Raw genomic sequence first — 16,585 nt, 5'->3', positions numbered from 1 at the left:
TTCTCTTTTTTCAACTTACAACATAATAAAAATTGCTAAATACTAAAAATAAGCTTAATTGTCGAATAAATATTAATAATTTTTCAAGATGAAATTTTCACTCTTTACTGCATAAAAAAAACTTCGCACCATAAACATTCCTCATTTCGAGAAAAAGTTCGGCACAAAGATCTCTTACATCCTTTGTTACACACTTTTCCCCTCATAGTCCAGCAATTCATGGTTGCCGGGTAGAAACTTATGGACCTTATCTCCAAGATTATATGAGGCAGTGATTCTTTTCGAAGTAATCTTACCACTTGCTCCCATACGTGTCAACAAAATTTAACATTTTTCTACATTAAATATCGAACATTCATTAAAAACATAATCAAAGTATTCGTATTCTAAAGAATCACTTTAGATGTAAGCCCTTTCTTTATCGCTGAATATAGTATATGACAAAAATAGCATATAAAAAAGCCTAATTGTAAAAACAATTAGGCTTTTTTTATGAACTTTTTTCTTGTACATCATTAATGAGTACTTCTCGTGGTTTACTACCTTCATACGGACCTACTACACCATTCATTTCCATTGCATCAATTAAACGGGCAGCTCGCGTATAACCTACTCTAAACCTACGTTGCAACATAGAAACAGATGCTGTTTGCATTTCCACTACAAGCTGAACTGCTTCATCATATAATTCATCTTCTACTTCCTGCTTCGTATCAGGAACATCTTGTGGAATCATATCTTCTTGATATTGCGCTTTTTGCTGACCAATAACATACTCTACAACTCTCTCAACTTCATCATCGGATAAAAATGCACCTTGTACACGTACAGGCTTCGATGCACCAATTGGTATAAACAGCATATCTCCACGACCTAGCAGTTTCTCTGCACCACCACCGTCAAGAATTGTACGAGAGTCCGTTTGAGAAGATACCGCGAATGCAATACGTGATGGAATATTCGCTTTAATAACTCCCGTAATAACATCAACCGATGGACGCTGCGTCGCAATAATTAAATGAATACCAGCCGCACGAGCCATTTGTGCTAAACGCATAATCGCATCCTCTACATCTGATGAAGCAACCATCATTAAATCGGCTAACTCGTCCACTATTACTACAATATAAGGTAATTCCGGTTGTTTCGCTTCTGATTGACTATTATGTTCTTTAATATGATCATTATATCCTTCAATGTTACGCGTGCCACTATGAGCAAATAATTCATAACGTCGTTCCATTTCACTCACGACTTTTTTCAAAGCTTGTGATGCTTTTTTCGGATCAGTTACAACTGGTGTTAATAAATGCGGAACACCGTTATATACATTTAACTCTACCATTTTCGGATCAATCATCATTAATTTTACTTCATGTGGTTTTGCACGCATTAAAATACTAACAATAATACCATTAATACATACACTTTTCCCGCTACCTGTCGCACCAGCTACTAGTAAATGGGGCATTTTATTTAAACGGGCTAATACAGCTTCACCTGTAATATCTCGTCCAAGACCAATTAACAACTTCTCTTCCGGATGATTATTAGCCTTAGAATCAAGAACTTCTCTAAGCGTTACCATAGATACTTCTGAGTTCGGAACTTCAATCCCTACAGCTGATTTCCCGGGAATAGGTGCTTCAATACGAATGTCTTTCGCAGCTAAAGCAAGTGCTAAATCATCACTCAAACTAACGATTTTGCTTACCTTTACTCCCATATCAGGATACACTTCATATTTTGTAACTGCAGGACCTCTATGTACTTTTGTTACTTTCGCTTTCACTCCAAAACTTTGGAATGTACGTTCTAATTTACGAGCATTCTCATAAATTTCTGCATTTTCATTTGTAACTTGCTTATTCTTAGGAAATTTCAATATATCCAGTGCAGGAAGCTTGTAATCTTTATTTTCTACATTTGAAAATTGCATTGGTGGGGCACTTGTTTCCGCCTCTAAAGATTCTACAATCTTTTCTCCACGCTTTTTCTTAGATTCTTCAACAGGCGGAGCCTCTTCAATAGACGGTGAATTTATTAACTCTGCTTCCTGTTCTTCGCTAATTCGTTTATTCTCTTCTTCATTTACAGGATAATTCTCAGTGAAATTCGAAATAATTGGGGGATCAATTGAGATTTCTTCCATCGGCTCAATAATCTCTTCTTGTTCTGCAGCACGTTTGCTCCTTGTGCTTCTCGTTGTTTTTTTCTTTTCTGTTTGTTCAGCCGTCCTTTTGGATCTCCAATCTTTATAATCCCCTTGCATTACTTCAAATTGACTTCTAAGGATTCTTCCTACTGGGGCAAGCACTTCCCCAATATGCTTATTTGTTATACAAAGTATGCCGAGAATCACTAAAATAATGCCAATGATATAAGCTCCTACTTCGTCAAATAAGAAGTAACACGTCGCGAACATAAGCGCACCAAACATACCACCGCCTAAATGAACGCTATCCGGCCCCTTTTTCATTTCAAGAAAGAAGTTATCTTTCGTACTCACAATAACAGAAGTATTTTGCACTGCTCCATCTTTCGTAAGAAGGTTAAATAATGTAATATGACTAAACATTAATATCGCCAATACTATTAAATAAAAACCAATTAACCGTTTATTTAAAAGGTTCGGCCATCCACGTTTGATAACAAACGAAACCGATAAAGCTATTACACCTAACACACCAATTATGTACCACTCACCAAAGAAGAAGCGAAAAAATAACACAAACGATTTCCCTACAACACCTAGCTGTAAAATCGTAATGATTGAAAGTGCAAAAAGAGTTAAACCGACGATTTCATAATACAAAGTTGGCTTTATCGTGCGTCTTGCTTTTGCCTTCGTCCCTCTTTGCTTTTGTTTTGCCATTTCTTCACCTCGTGTTCTACATGTAAGTAGGGCTTCCATAAAAAGCACTACTTATATGTCTGTTTTCTCTATTTTTTCAGGTCTTATATCTTCTATTTTTACACTTCTTGTAAATTGTTAAATAAACAGAAGAAAGCAGCCCTCTCATGGCTGCTCAACCGTCTTGTTTTTTATATTATACCATAGCTTCTAAACAAAATCCTTCTTTTTGCTAAAAGGTTATTTTCTGGCCGGGCTCAAACTCTAAGTAGTGTAGCGGATCCGTACTTAACACACGTACAATAGAATAACACCCATGTTCTTCTTCAGAAACCATTAATTCAACACCGTTTATATTTACAACTTTTTGGCTTTCACATTGCGAATAATCAGCTGGATATACAAGTTGCTCTGGCATAATTGTGTATAAAATCATTGTAACATTGTCCCTTCTGCACTATTATCCATGCGAGCATCTATTAATTCATTCAGTTTTCGAATCGCATTCCCAATACCACCGACATCATCTATAAGACCATATTTCACTGCATCGCCACCAATTACATTCGTCCCAATATCTCGCGTCAAATTCCCTTTCGCAAACATAAGTTCTTTAAAACGATCTTCGGTTACTTTCGAATGCTTCGTCACAAATCGAATGACTCTTTCTTGCATTTTATCTAAATACTCAAATGTTTGCGGCACACCTATAACAAGACCTGTTAGACGAATGGGATGAATTGTCATCGTCGCAGTTTCCGCAATAAATGAATAATCCGTAGAGACGGCGATTGGTACACCGATAGAATGCCCTCCGCCCAGAACAAGTGATACCGTTGGCTTTGAAAGCGAAGCTACCATCTCAGAAATTGCTAACCCTGCTTCAACGTCACCTCCGACCGTGTTTAATATTAAAAGCAAACCTTCAATTTTCGGATTTTGTTCTATCGCAACAATTTGCGGAATAATATGCTCATATTTTGTTGTTTTATTTTGCGGCGGCAACTGAACATGACCTTCCACCTGCCCGATGATTGTTAAACAATGAATACTTGATTCATTCATTTGTGGTACATTCGTTTGCCCTAGCTGTTGAATTTTTTCCACTATCGAAGCTTCTTTCCCAGTTTCTTTCGGCTCAGCCTCTTTCCCTTCATTTGTATAACGATCACGTTCTGTCATATCGCATCCCCTTTCACTCGTATATAACTATTATTTCTTAAGTTATAAATTTCATTCGATAGAGTTTAAAAAGAAAAAAAGATCACCCGTAAAGGTGATCTTTTTTATACTTCCATAATAATCGGTAAAATCATAGGTTTTCTCTTTGTCTCTTCGTACAAGAACTGCCCTAATAATTCACGAATATTTTGTTTTAACATAGACCATTCAATTGAATACTCTTTAATCGATTGCTCAACAATCATACGTACAATCTCTGTAGAGCGGTCAATTAACGCTTCTGATTCACGAACATACACAAAACCACGTGAAATGATTTCTGGACCAGAGATAATTTTCTTTTCATCTTTACCAAGTGTTACAACAACTACTAATATTCCATCTTGAGATAACATTTTTCTATCTCGAAGAACGATATTACCAACGTCACCTACACCTAATCCATCAATTAACACATTACCAGCTTGTACTTTGCCAACTAAGTTTGCGTCATCGTCACCAAAAGCAATCACATCACCTTTTTCTACGATAAAGATATTCTCTCTTGCAATACCTACATCTTCAGCTAAATATGCATGTGCTTTTTGCATACGGAACTCACCATGTACGGGTACAAAATATTTCGGTTTCATTAAATTTAACATTAACTTTAATTCTTCTTGGCTACCGTGACCTGAAACGTGAACTTTTCTTTCACCGTAATAAATAACATCAGCTCCAGCTCTAAATAACAAGTCAATAATTTTCGATACAGATATTTCATTACCCGGAATTGGAGAAGCCGCAATAATAACCGTATCGCCTTTACGAATTGAAATTTGTTTATGAGCTTGCTTCGCCATTCTAGAAAGGGCTGCCATCGGTTCACCTTGGCTACCTGTCGTTAAAATAGCTACCTTTTTCTCTGGGAAATTGTCTACTTCTTGTAGTGAAATAACCATACCTTCTGGAACATCTAAATAACCAAGACGTCTTGCGATATCTACCACTTTCACCATACTACGTCCTACAACCGCTACTTTTCGTCCTGTTTCAGCAGCTGCATCAAATACTTGTTGAATACGATGTACATTCGATGCAAATGAAGCAACGATAATACGTCCTTCTGCGCCGTAGAACACTTTAGAAATTTCTACACCAACTTCTTTTTCAGAACCTGTATAGCCTGGACGCTCAGCATTTGTACTATCAGATAATAAGCACAGTACGCCTTCATTTCCGATTTGTGCCATTTTTCCAAGGTCTGCTCCACTATTTCCAATTGGAGTTTGATCGAATTTAAAGTCTCCCGTGTATACGATAGCACCTTTTGATGTATGGAAACAAACACCAACAGAATCTGGAATACTATGTGTCGTTCCAAAGAATGACACCGTTGTAGTATTAAACTCTACTGTTGAATTTGAATCGATTGTTTTTAAGTCTACACGGCCTAACATACCCGCTTCGCCAAGTTTTTCTTGTATAAGTCCTACTGTTAATTTCGTTGCATACACTGGAATTGATAATTTACGAAGTACGTAAACAATTCCACCAATATGATCTTCATGACCGTGAGTAATAAATAAACCTTTTACTCGCTCTTGGTTTTCCACTAAATATGTAATATCAGGAATAACGATATCAATTCCAAACATTTCATCTCCTGGGAACATTAATCCTGCATCTACAATAAAGATTTCAGAATCAATTTCAACACAGTACATGTTTTTCCCGATTTCACCTACTCCACCAAGAGCAAATACTTTAACAGACGCATTCTCTTTTCTCTTCATGTTGTTGCCTGGTTTAAAAATCTTTCAAACACTGATTTCACTAAAATTGCAGAGACACCAGGGGAAACTCTACAACCACCATATATTCACCGTCCAAGACGAATGTCCTTACCGTTATGCGATATCATGTCCTTGTTTATTTTTTAAACCAGGTTTCACCTCTCTTTCATTATATAAATCAAATATCTTATTCGATATGATATGAAAATGTAATCAAATTATAATTTTTACCAATTTTGCTAAGCATACCCGTACTAAGCTACTTAGCCATATTATACCTGATACAAGAAATAGAACACAAGTTAAATCGTGCGAAAGAGAAAGTAAAAGAACGGAATTACAACAAAAGTATCGAACGTATTTCCTTTATATTTACTCCGATTTTATACTCCATATTATTTTGAAGAAATAGCCATAAATACGCTAAATTTATTTCATTATATGGATTTTCAAGACTTATTTTTCTAAAATCGAACAAAAACACTTATAAAATGAAGCTTTTTTATGAATCACGTCACATTTGAGACAATTCCTCTGAAAAACAGAATCGATAGTTTATTACGTTTATACAAATGTTTATTCTATAATAACTGTGTTTTTTTGATTCATTTAAAGGGGTACAATTATTTTCTTGTACATGTTGCAATACATAATGAAAAAACGATCAAACACATGGAGTAATATGGTAGGTAAAAAAGAGCGGCAAAGATTTTCATACCATAAAAAAATGACCTAGTTCTACACTAGGTCATTTTTTTATTAACGAGGGATAGATTGCATAACAGATTGTAACGTTACTCTTTCTTCTTCTGTTAATGGAAGAAGTGGTAAACGTACAGAACCTACATCTAACCCAACCATTTGTAACGCTGTTTTTACTGGCGTTGGGCTTGGCGCCATAAATAATGAATCCGTTACTCTTACAAGTAATTGATGTAATTTTTGCGCCTTTTTAAATTCTCCTGCTTGGAATGCTGCAATCATTTCTTGCATTTCATTTCCAATCACATGAGATGCTACAGAAACGATACCTTTCGCTCCAACTGCCATAGCTGGTAACGTTAAACCATCATCACCGCTGTATACTGCAAAGTCGTCCGCTGTTTTTTCAATGATTTCTGTCATTGTTAACACATCGCCGCCTGCATCTTTAATCGCAACAATGTTTTCTATTTCTGATAAACGAACAACTGTATCAACGGAGATTTGTACAATAGATCGTCCTGGAACGTTATATAGCATAACCGGAAGCGGCGTGCTTTCAGCAATTGCTTTAAAGTGCTGATACATTCCTTCTTGACTCGGTTTGTTATAATACGGTGCTACTAGCATTACTGCATCAACACCAACCTCTGTTGCCTTTTTAGTTAAGTCAATAGAAGCATGCGTATTATTACTACCTGTTCCAGCGATTACGGGCACCCTTTTATCGACAACAGATACGACATGGCGATATAACGCTACTTTTTCTTCTGAAGTTAATGTAGGAGATTCTCCTGTCGTTCCTCCTACCACGATTGCTGTTGTACCGTTATCTATTAAATAATTTGCCAATTTCGTTGTCTTCGCAAAATCGATATTTCCGTTTTTATCAAACGGAGTTACCATCGCGGTTGCAATTGTCCCAAAATCTATCATGGTCTCACTCCTTATTGTTCCAGTTGCTTTTCTTTTGAAAGCTCAAACGCACTATGTAATGCATTTACAGCCTCCACTAAATCAGTTTCTTTTACAAGAACCCAAATTGTCGTATGGCTATCTGCCGATTGCAGAATTTGAATACCTTTTTCCGCTAAAGCTGTAACGATTTTCGCAGTAACCCCTGGGTATCCTGCCATTCCAGCTCCTACAATAGATACTTTTGCACAATGCTCTGTCACAATTGGCTCATATCCAAGGTTTTTTAATAATTCAACTGCACGACTTGATACACTATCACTCACCGTATAAGCTACCCCAGTAGGTGAAATGTTAATTAAATCGACACTGATTCCTTCATTCGCCATTTCTTTAAACACATGCTGTTGCAAATCATATGCTGTTTCTTTTGCAAGCACTTTAATTTGCGTCACATTTGATACATGAGCGATACCTGTAACAGGACGTTCTTCTACATCACGGCCTTTTGTCGCACCGTCCGATGCTGAAATCAGCGTACCTTCACTATCAGAATACGTAGAACGTACACGAAGTGGTACTTTGGCATGCATCGCAATTTCAACTGCACGTGGATGAACGACTTTTGCACCTTGATATGCCATGTTACAAATTTCATTGTATGTTACCGTTTGAAGATGACGTGCATCTTTTACAATGCGAGGATCCGCAGTCATAACACCTTCTACATCTGTAAAGATATCAATAAATTCAGCATGAAGCGCAACACCTAATGCAGAAGCTGAAGTATCGCTACCTCCGCGTCCAAGTGTTGTCGTATCACCTTTTTTCGTTTGTCCTTGGAATCCTGTAACGACGATTACATCTAGATTTTCTAGCTCTTCATGTATACGATCGCAGTTCATTTCAATAATCTTAGCATTTGTAAAATCATCATTTGTTACAAAACCAGCTTGTGCACCATTTAATGCCGCTGCTTTTATACCGTTCTCATTTAACATGTTAGAGAAGACGATTGCTGAGATTAATTCTCCGCATGATAATAATAAATCTTGCTCACGATTAGAAATGCGAGATTCCTCTTGATTTACAAGACTTAACAAAGTATCAGTTGCATATGGTTCACCTTTACGGCCCATAGCAGATACGACAGTAACTACTTTATAACCCGCATCTAGCGATTTTTTTATATGATGAAGCGCATGCTTACGTCCATTTTCATCACGTACGGATGTGCCACCAAATTTTTGAACAATAATTTTCATATTTTGCACCTTCTCTTAGCCGTTTACACTAATTGTAATTTTACTAAGCGCTCTGCAATTTGAACAGAATTCCATGCAGCGCCTTTTAATAAGTTATCAGATACGACCCAAAGATGGAATCCTTTATCGTTATTTAAATCTTTACGGATTCTTCCAACGAATACTTCGTTTTTACCTACTGCAGTAGCTGGCATTGGATATAACTGCTCTTCTGGATTATCTTGCAGAACGATACCTTCCGCATTTGCAAGTAAGCTCTTGAATTCTTCTACTGTTACACCTTCTTTTTCTACTTCGATGTAAACAGACTCAGAGTGACCTGATACAACTGGTAAACGTACACATGTTGCCGCTACTTCTAATTCAGGCATATGCATAATTTTTTTCGTTTCATTAATCATTTTCATTTCTTCAAACGTAAATCCATTATCTTGGAATTTATCAATCTGTGGAATCGCGTTGAAAGCAATTTGGAAATGTTTCTTATCACCTGATACAGGTAAAACATTCGCCTTCACTTCTTCACCATTTAAGATTGCTTGTGATTGTTCATGAAGTTCTTCAATCGCTGCCGCACCAGCACCTGATACAGCTTGATATGTGGAAACGATTACTCGTTTTAAACCATATTGCTGACGAACTGGCTCAAGAGCTACTACCATTTGAATTGTAGAACAGTTTGGATTTGCAATAATACCATTATGTTCTTTTAAGTCGTTTTCATTTACTTCAGGTACAACAAGTGGCACGTTTTCTGTCATACGGAATGCACTTGTATTATCAACAACAATCGCACCGCGCTTTGCTGCTTCTGGCGCTAATTGTTTTGATACAGATCCACCAGCACTAAATAGTGCGATATCTACTCCTTCAAAACTTTCAGGAGTTGCCTCTTGAACTGTAAATTCTTCGCCTTTAAATACAAGTTTCTTACCTGCAGATCGTTTAGATGAAAGTAACGTTAACTTCCCGATTGGAAATTCTCGTTTCTCTAAAGTATTTAACATTTGTTCACCAACTGCGCCGGTTGCTCCAACTACAGCGACATGAAAAGTTTTTTGCTTTTCCATCACTATGCCCCTTTCTAGATACCAATCCTTCTATAACTTAGAATTAGAAGGAGTATACAATACCCCTTCTAATCTTAATAACGTTAATTTTATCATATTCTACAGTAAGAATGATGGTTTCATCAAAAATTGTCCGTTTTTTTTCGTTTTTTAATTCATATATCTGAATTTTTCTACGACAACCGGCTGCAATTGCTTCCCTTGCAGCGCTTCTAATACTGTATCTTCCAGCAGCTCCATGCGAGCTACCATTGAGTTTGGTTTTTTCTCTGGTGCATCTTGACCGAATGGGACGAAGTAGATGTTTTTTGTTGCCATTAGGCGCATGAGATTTACTCCATTCAGCCCTAAAGCATCATTCGTCGAAACAGCCAATACGACAGGCTTGCCGTTTCTTAACGTCGCTTTCGCTGCCATTAGTACTGGAGAGTCTGTCATTGCATTTGCAAATTTACTCATAGAATTTCCTGTTAGTGGTGCAATTACCATACAATCTAGTGGAATTTTAGGTCCTAGTGGTTCTGCGCCAACGATTGAATTAATTGCTTTAAATCCTGTTACTTCTTCAATCTTTTTAATCCACTCTGCTCCTTCTCCAAATCTCGTGTTTGTTGATTGAACAGTGTAAGAAACAACGGGGCGTACTTCTGCTCCCTCAGCAATTAATTTTTCTAAATGAGGCATTACTTCTTCGTACGTACAATGTGAACCAGTAAAACCAAACCCTATTCTTTTCCCTTTTAAATTCATTCCCCATTCTCCTTTCTTGCTATTACGTCTTCTGCTAGTAACTGAGAAAGAACGTTCGCTAAAATTTGTCCTGCTGTTTTTGGAGCAACAATACCTGGTAATCCAGGTGCTAACAGCGCTTTGACTCCTCTTTTTTCCGCATATCTAAAGTCGGTACCGCCTGGTTTAGAAGCTAAATCAATTACTAACGTATGAGCCGGCATTTTCGAAATAACATTCGCTGTCACGACGAGATGCGGAATTGTATTAATGACAATATCGATATTTCCTACTTCTTTCTCAATATTTTGCATATGAAAAGGAGAAAACATCATTTCTGTAATACGTGCAATATGTTCCGATCGTCTTGCTCCAACTTTGACATGGGCTCCTAATGATTGAAATGCTCTGGCAACACTCATCCCTGTTCTACCAAATCCTAAAACCATTACATTGGAACCATGAATTGTATAGTCGGTATGTTGAATTACCATCATTAATGTACCTTCTACAGTTGGTATAGAATTGTAGATTGCCACATCATCACGATCAAATAATTTAACAAGTTTGCGGTTTGTAGTAGATACGAGATTTTCCAAGTAAGGCGTACCAATACCTGAATATATAGTAAAGTGTTCTGGTGTATTTTCAATTTGTTCTTTCGTTATAGAAACTTTTTCGTTTGAAAAAATAGTATCTACTTCTCCCTTGGCATTTGTACCTGCAACTGGCAAAATAATTGCATCTACAGAAGTGAAATCTAAATTTTGTATACTTTCTTTTGCTGCCCCTGTGAAGCCATGATCTAACTGATCAAACCCTATCAATGAAAGTTTCGCATCCAATTCAACTAGCTTGCGAATTACTTCTAGCTGTCTTGCATCTCCTCCTATGACAGCAATATGCATCTCAGTCAACATTCCCTAATTCACCTTCTTTTTCTGTCATTTATAAGAAAAGTGCCTACTTTTTCTTTTTCCTCCACATCATATGTAATGTACGAGTTTTAGGTGATTGAAAAACAAAAGCACGTATGATTTATCCCGCTATTTGTATGCAGTTAGACTTCCATCTCAACATTCGACATATGAGAGGACATTATACGGGAAATTGATTTCCGGTAAACGCTCGATTCATGTGAGCTTTTACTCAGAGGAGAATGAACAAAAAAAGATGACCAAAATGGCCACCTTTCACTTCGAATTTGAATGATCCGTAATATCACAAAGGATCATATCGTGCCCTACTTTCTTAATTTGGCTCCACGTGACTCTTACTTCTTGTGGTTCCTTTTTAAAACCTCCCCATTTCCCAGCCGGTATGATAAGAGCCTGTATTTGGCCATCCTTCTCATCAATCTCTAAATCAACATAACCTAAAACTCCCATTTTTTCTGCTCTTTCTAAATTTACAATCTCTTTGCCACTTAATTCACTTAATCGCATACACTCTCCCCCTACCGAATTATGAATTTAAGTTATCTATAATTAGTACCTATTCTGTATATCCAAAAAAAATAACCGTATCTCATTTAAAAGAGATACGGTTATTTTTACATACTTCATATAAAGCAATTATAGTTTTATTCCTTTTGGAAGTTTTCCATCTGGACTAATTAATGCTGCAGAGAATTCATCTGTAAACATGTTACGAATTAACTCATCAACATTTTCTTTTGTTACTGTGTTTACACTTTCAATAATCTCATCAAGTGAACGATGCTTACGAAGTAGCAATTCATTTTTACCATTACGGCTCATACGGCTATTCGTACTTTCTAAACTTAACATTAAGTTTCCTTTTAATTGCTCTTTACTATTAATAAGCTCTTTTTCTGTAATACCTGTATTTTTCAATGTTTCTAATGTTTCTTGCATTGTTTCATACAGTGTATCTAATTGTTGGCTACCTGTTCCACCATACAGCGTTAACATACCTGTATCTTCATAAGAAGAATGGTAAGAAAATACTGAATAGGCTAACCCGCGTTGCTCACGTACTTCTTGGAATAAACGGCTACTCATACTACCGCCTAAAACGTTATTTAATACAATTAAGTTATAAATATCTTCGTGTCCCATTTGTAAGCCTTTATATCCTAAACATAAATGAGCTTGTTCTGTTTCCTTTTTACGTGCTACCTTATTAAAATGGAAAATTGGGCTATGTACTTGTTCACGATTTGTTGTTCCTTCATAACTACCGAAATATTGCTCTACTGTTTGTAAAAAGGCTTCATCAATATTTCCTGCAACTGAAACAACGACATTTTCAGGTGTGTAATGATCCTTGATATATTGGCGTAGCGTATCACCTGTAAACGTATCAAGCGTTTCTTCTGTTCCTAAAATAGGATATCCAAGCGGATGCGTTTCATATGTTGCTTTCGTTAACATATCATGCACAATATCATCTGGAGCATCTTCGTACATTTTAATTTCTTCACATACGACATTCTTCTCTTTTTTCAGTTCTTCCTCATCAAATGTTGAATTAAAGAACATATCTGCTAATACATCTAAAGCATATTTAGCATGCTCATCTAGCACTTTTGCATAATAACAAGTGTATTCTTTTGAAGTAAAAGCATTCACTTGCCCACCAATGCTATCAAATGATTCTGCAATTTCGCGTGCACTACGTGTTTCTGTTCCTTTAAAGAACATATGCTCTAAAAAGTGGGAAACCCCGTTATTTTTTTCATTTTCATTTCTTGATCCCGCATGGATCCAAATACCAATCGCAACCGATCTTACAGTTGGTATATTCTCCATAACAATTCTTACACCATTTTTACAAGTATATTTTTTAATCAAAAACTTTCCTCCTACTGCCAGTTTCTCTAAATAAGTGCTATTATTTAATGATAACAAGTTTAAGGATGAATGTCATGCAAATGTATTTAATCCACACGTTTTTCATCCAGTAATTCTGTTATATTCCCTACTTTATATCCTTGTTCCTTCAATTTTGTAATCATTGTATCTAATGCTTCTGCTGTAGATGACGTTGGATGCATTAATACGATAGCACCTGGATGTATTTTTCTCATCACTCTCTGCAATAGTACCTCTGGCTCAGGCCGCTTCCAATCAATTGTATCTACAGTCCACATAATCGTTCCCATTTGGAAATCATCTGCAATTTTCACGACTTCATCCCGAAAACTTCCACTCGGCGGAGCAAACCATCTTACCTTTTGATTCGTAGCTGCTTCGATCATTCGATTTGTTTTTTGTAACTGATCTCGGATTTCATCAGAAGATAGCGTTTTCATATTAGGGTGTGTGTAAGAATGATTTCCGACTTCTTGATTTGCATCAACAATCATTTTGGCAAATCGCAAATTTTCCTTCACCCAACGTCCTTCTAAAAAGAAAGTCGCTTTCACATCATGTTTTTTCAATATTTCTAATATACGAGGCAAATACTCGTTTCCCCACGCCACATTTATTGTTAATCCCACCATCTTTTTATTTGGATGTCCCCTATAAATTGGGGCTGGTGATAAATCTTCTAAGTGGACACTCGGTGATACTTCCTTGAATTCAAGATTTCTTTGATCAAATTTCTTTAGTTTCTTCATATTATTATAGGATGCTTCGATATCAACTTGTCTTCCATTATATCCTGGTGTTGATTTCCATATCTTATCAATCATCGCATTTTGAGGTGCAATCTCATATTGTTTTGCATGTTTTTGAATTTCTTCATATAAGTTATCCTGTGCAAAAACGGAATAAGAGCCTACACTGACATATAAAAAGAATATACATATGTATGCCAATACACGAGCTTTCATATAAACCCTCCCATTAACTATATAAAAACCTTTTTTCTTCTTATCTTTGTTAATTTGAGCGTTATAATGAAAACTATACCTATACTGACATAAAAATATATGTAAATCATATTTTTTATATAACAAAAAAAGCCAGTTTAACTGGCTTTTACTTATTGCTGCTCTTGTTTGTTTTCTTCTTTAGCAGCTTCTTTTTCTTGCTCTTCTTTTAGCAATACTTTTCTAGATAGATTCACGCGACCTTGCTTGTCAATCTCGATAACTTTAACTGTAATTACATCACCGATTTTCACAACGTCTTCTACTTTACCTACACGCTCAAGTGCAAGTTCAGAAATGTGAACTAATCCGTCTTTACCGCTGAATAATTCAACGAAAGCACCGAATTTCTCAACACGTTTCACTTTTCCTTCGTAGATTTCACCTACTTGTACTTCGCGAACGATATCTTCGATAATTTTCTTAGCTTTGTCATTCATTTCTTGATTTATTGAAGAAATGAATACTGTACCATCTTGCTCGATGTCAATTTTAACGCCAGTTTCTTCAATAATTTTATTGATTTGTTTACCGCTCGGCCCAATAACGTCACGGATTTTATCTGGGTTAATTGTCATTGTAATAATCTTTGGAGCATAAGCTGATAATTCAGTACGTGGCTCTGCAATAACAGATAACATATGATTTAGAATGTGCACACGACCAACTTTCGCTTGTTGTAATGCCTCTTCTAAAATTTCACGAGATAGACCATCTATTTTAATGTCCATTTGCAGTGCAGTTACACCTTTTGCTGTACCTGCTACTTTAAAGTCCATATCACCTAAATGATCTTCCATACCTTGAATATCAGATAAAATTGTGTAATGCTCACCAGTTTTAACTAGACCCATTGCAATACCTGCAACTGGAGCTTTAAGCGGAACACCAGCATCCATCATTGCTAAAGTGCTACCACAAATACTTGCTTGTGAAGTAGAACCATTTGATTCTAAAACTTCAGATACAAGACGTACTGTATATGGGAAATCTTTTTCAGATGGAATTACAGGCTCAAGAGCACGTTCTCCTAGTGCACCGTGACCAATTTCACGACGACCTGGTCCACGCATCGGTCTTGTTTCACCAACACTAAATGATGGGAAATTGTAATGGTGCATAAAACGTTTTGATTCTTCTACACCAAGACCATCTAAAATTTGTACATCGCCTAATGCACCTAATGTACAAATACTTAATGCTTGTGTTTGTCCACGTGTGAATAAACCAGAACCGTGTGTACGAGATAAAATACCAACCTCTGATGCTAATGGACGGATTTCGTCACCTTTACGGCCATCTGGGCGGATTTTTTCAACTGTAATAAGACGACGTACTTCTTCTTTTACAATTTTATATAAAATCTCACTTACTTGTCCTAATGTATCAGCGTCAGCTTCCTGCGCTTCGTAATGCTCAATTACACGCTTTTTCACTTCGTTAATTGCATCTTCACGTGCATGTTTTTCATGTACTTGAATTGCAGAATGCATATCCTTCTCAGACATTTCACGTACAGCTTGATTAAGATCAGCGTCAACTTCATAAAGTTTCACTTCTGATTTCTCTTTACCTACAGCTTGTACAATCTCTTCTTGGAATGCAATTAGACGTTTAATTTCGTCATGTCCAAACATAATTGCTTCTAACATTGTTTCTTCAGGCACTTGATCTGCTCCTGCTTCAACCATGTTAATTGCATCTTTCGTACCAGCTACAACAAGGTGAATATCACTTTGTTCTTGCTGTTCTACTGTTGGATTAATAACGAATTCGCCGTTAATACGACCAACTGTTGCACCCGCGATTGGGCCTTCAAATGGAATATCTGAAATCGATAACGCTAATGAAGAACCTAGCATAGCTGCCATTTCAGAAGAACAATCTTGATCAACACTCATTACTATGCTGACAACTTGTACTTCGTTACGGAAACCATCTGCGAAAAGCGGACGAATTGGACGGTCGATTAAACGACTTGCCAAAATTGCTTTTTCACTCGGACGACCTTCACGTTTAATGAAACCGCCAGGAATTTTTCCGACTGCATATAAACGCTCTTCATAATTTACTGTAAGTGGGAAGAAATCTACATTTTTTGGTTCTTTTGATGCAGTTGCTGTAGATAGAACCGCTGTATCGCCATATCTTACTAATACTGCTCCGTTCGCTTGCTTCGCAAGCTGACTTGTTTCAACTGTTAGCTGGCGACCAGCTAAATCTATCGAGAAGACTTGCTTTTCTTGACTCAT

At 36.6% G+C, this 16,585-nt stretch carries 13 protein-coding genes and 1 riboswitch; all 13 genes read right to left on the bottom strand.

Going from position 1 to position 16,585, the window contains the following annotated elements:
- Positions 1–185 precede the first annotated feature (185 nt).
- A riboswitch (purine riboswitch) is annotated at positions 186–287 on the bottom strand.
- Positions 288–490: 203 nt separating this feature from the next.
- The 13 genes from JDS99_RS06600 to pnp all read right to left on the bottom strand — a co-directional run bounded on the left by JDS99_RS06600 (position 491) and on the right by pnp (position 16,585).
- Complete coding sequence (locus JDS99_RS06600; protein ID WP_088064281.1) at positions 491–2,875, bottom strand: DNA translocase FtsK; 2,385 nt, start codon at positions 2,873–2,875, stop codon at positions 491–493.
- A gap of 211 nt (positions 2,876–3,086) precedes the next feature.
- Positions 3,087–3,290 carry a YlzJ-like family protein gene (locus tag JDS99_RS06595; protein WP_000605020.1) on the bottom strand — a complete coding sequence of 68 codons (204 nt, stop codon included), beginning with the start codon at positions 3,288–3,290 and terminating at the stop codon, positions 3,087–3,089.
- On the bottom strand, positions 3,287–4,036 hold the full coding sequence (gene tepA / locus JDS99_RS06590; RefSeq protein WP_000139829.1) for a translocation-enhancing protein TepA: 750 nt from the start codon (positions 4,034–4,036) through the stop codon (positions 3,287–3,289). Before tepA ends, JDS99_RS06595 begins: the two co-directional genes overlap by 4 nt.
- Positions 4,037–4,140: 104 nt before the next feature.
- Positions 4,141–5,811, bottom strand: a complete 1,671-nt coding sequence (locus tag JDS99_RS06585; protein WP_199694792.1) for a ribonuclease J — start codon at positions 5,809–5,811, stop codon at positions 4,141–4,143.
- 759 nt (positions 5,812–6,570) lie between these two features.
- Positions 6,571–7,449: a 4-hydroxy-tetrahydrodipicolinate synthase gene (dapA, locus tag JDS99_RS06580; protein ID WP_199694791.1), complete on the bottom strand. Its 879-nt coding sequence runs from the start codon at positions 7,447–7,449 to the stop codon at positions 6,571–6,573.
- An 11-nt stretch (positions 7,450–7,460) separates the two neighbouring features.
- The gene (gene dapG / locus JDS99_RS06575) at positions 7,461–8,693 is read right to left on the bottom strand and encodes an aspartate kinase (RefSeq protein ID WP_000692477.1); all 1,233 of its coding nucleotides are present in this window, start codon (positions 8,691–8,693) and stop codon (positions 7,461–7,463) included.
- A gap of 23 nt (positions 8,694–8,716) precedes the next feature.
- The gene (gene asd / locus JDS99_RS06570; RefSeq protein WP_000414854.1) at positions 8,717–9,763 is read right to left on the bottom strand and encodes an aspartate-semialdehyde dehydrogenase; all 1,047 of its coding nucleotides are present in this window, start codon (positions 9,761–9,763) and stop codon (positions 8,717–8,719) included.
- 150 nt (positions 9,764–9,913) lie between these two features.
- Entirely contained in the window at positions 9,914–10,513 is a 600-nt protein-coding gene (gene dpaB, locus JDS99_RS06565) for a dipicolinate synthase subunit B (RefSeq protein ID WP_001049480.1), read from the bottom strand.
- Positions 10,510–11,412, bottom strand: a complete 903-nt coding sequence (dpaA, locus tag JDS99_RS06560) for a dipicolinic acid synthetase subunit A (RefSeq protein ID WP_000954740.1) — start codon at positions 11,410–11,412, stop codon at positions 10,510–10,512. Before dpaA ends, dpaB begins: the two co-directional genes overlap by 4 nt.
- 273 nt (positions 11,413–11,685) lie before the next feature.
- Positions 11,686–11,937 carry a YlmC/YmxH family sporulation protein gene (locus JDS99_RS06555; protein ID WP_001239751.1) on the bottom strand — a complete coding sequence of 84 codons (252 nt, stop codon included), beginning with the start codon at positions 11,935–11,937 and terminating at the stop codon, positions 11,686–11,688.
- Between the two features lie 129 nt (positions 11,938–12,066).
- Positions 12,067–13,308, bottom strand: a complete 1,242-nt coding sequence (locus tag JDS99_RS06550) for a M16 family metallopeptidase (RefSeq protein WP_000593006.1) — start codon at positions 13,306–13,308, stop codon at positions 12,067–12,069.
- An 86-nt stretch (positions 13,309–13,394) separates the two neighbouring features.
- Positions 13,395–14,294: a polysaccharide deacetylase family protein gene (locus tag JDS99_RS06545; protein ID WP_088064282.1), complete on the bottom strand. Its 900-nt coding sequence runs from the start codon at positions 14,292–14,294 to the stop codon at positions 13,395–13,397.
- Positions 14,295–14,446: 152 nt separating this feature from the next.
- On the bottom strand, positions 14,447–16,585 hold the full coding sequence (gene pnp, locus JDS99_RS06540) for a polyribonucleotide nucleotidyltransferase (protein WP_046957398.1): 2,139 nt from the start codon (positions 16,583–16,585) through the stop codon (positions 14,447–14,449).

The sequence above is a fragment of the Bacillus cereus group sp. N6 genome (assembly GCF_016483705.1).
Classification (GTDB): Bacteria; Bacillota; Bacilli; order Bacillales; family Bacillaceae_G; genus Bacillus_A; species Bacillus_A wiedmannii.
This window is presented reverse-complemented; position numbering and strand designations above follow the sequence as displayed.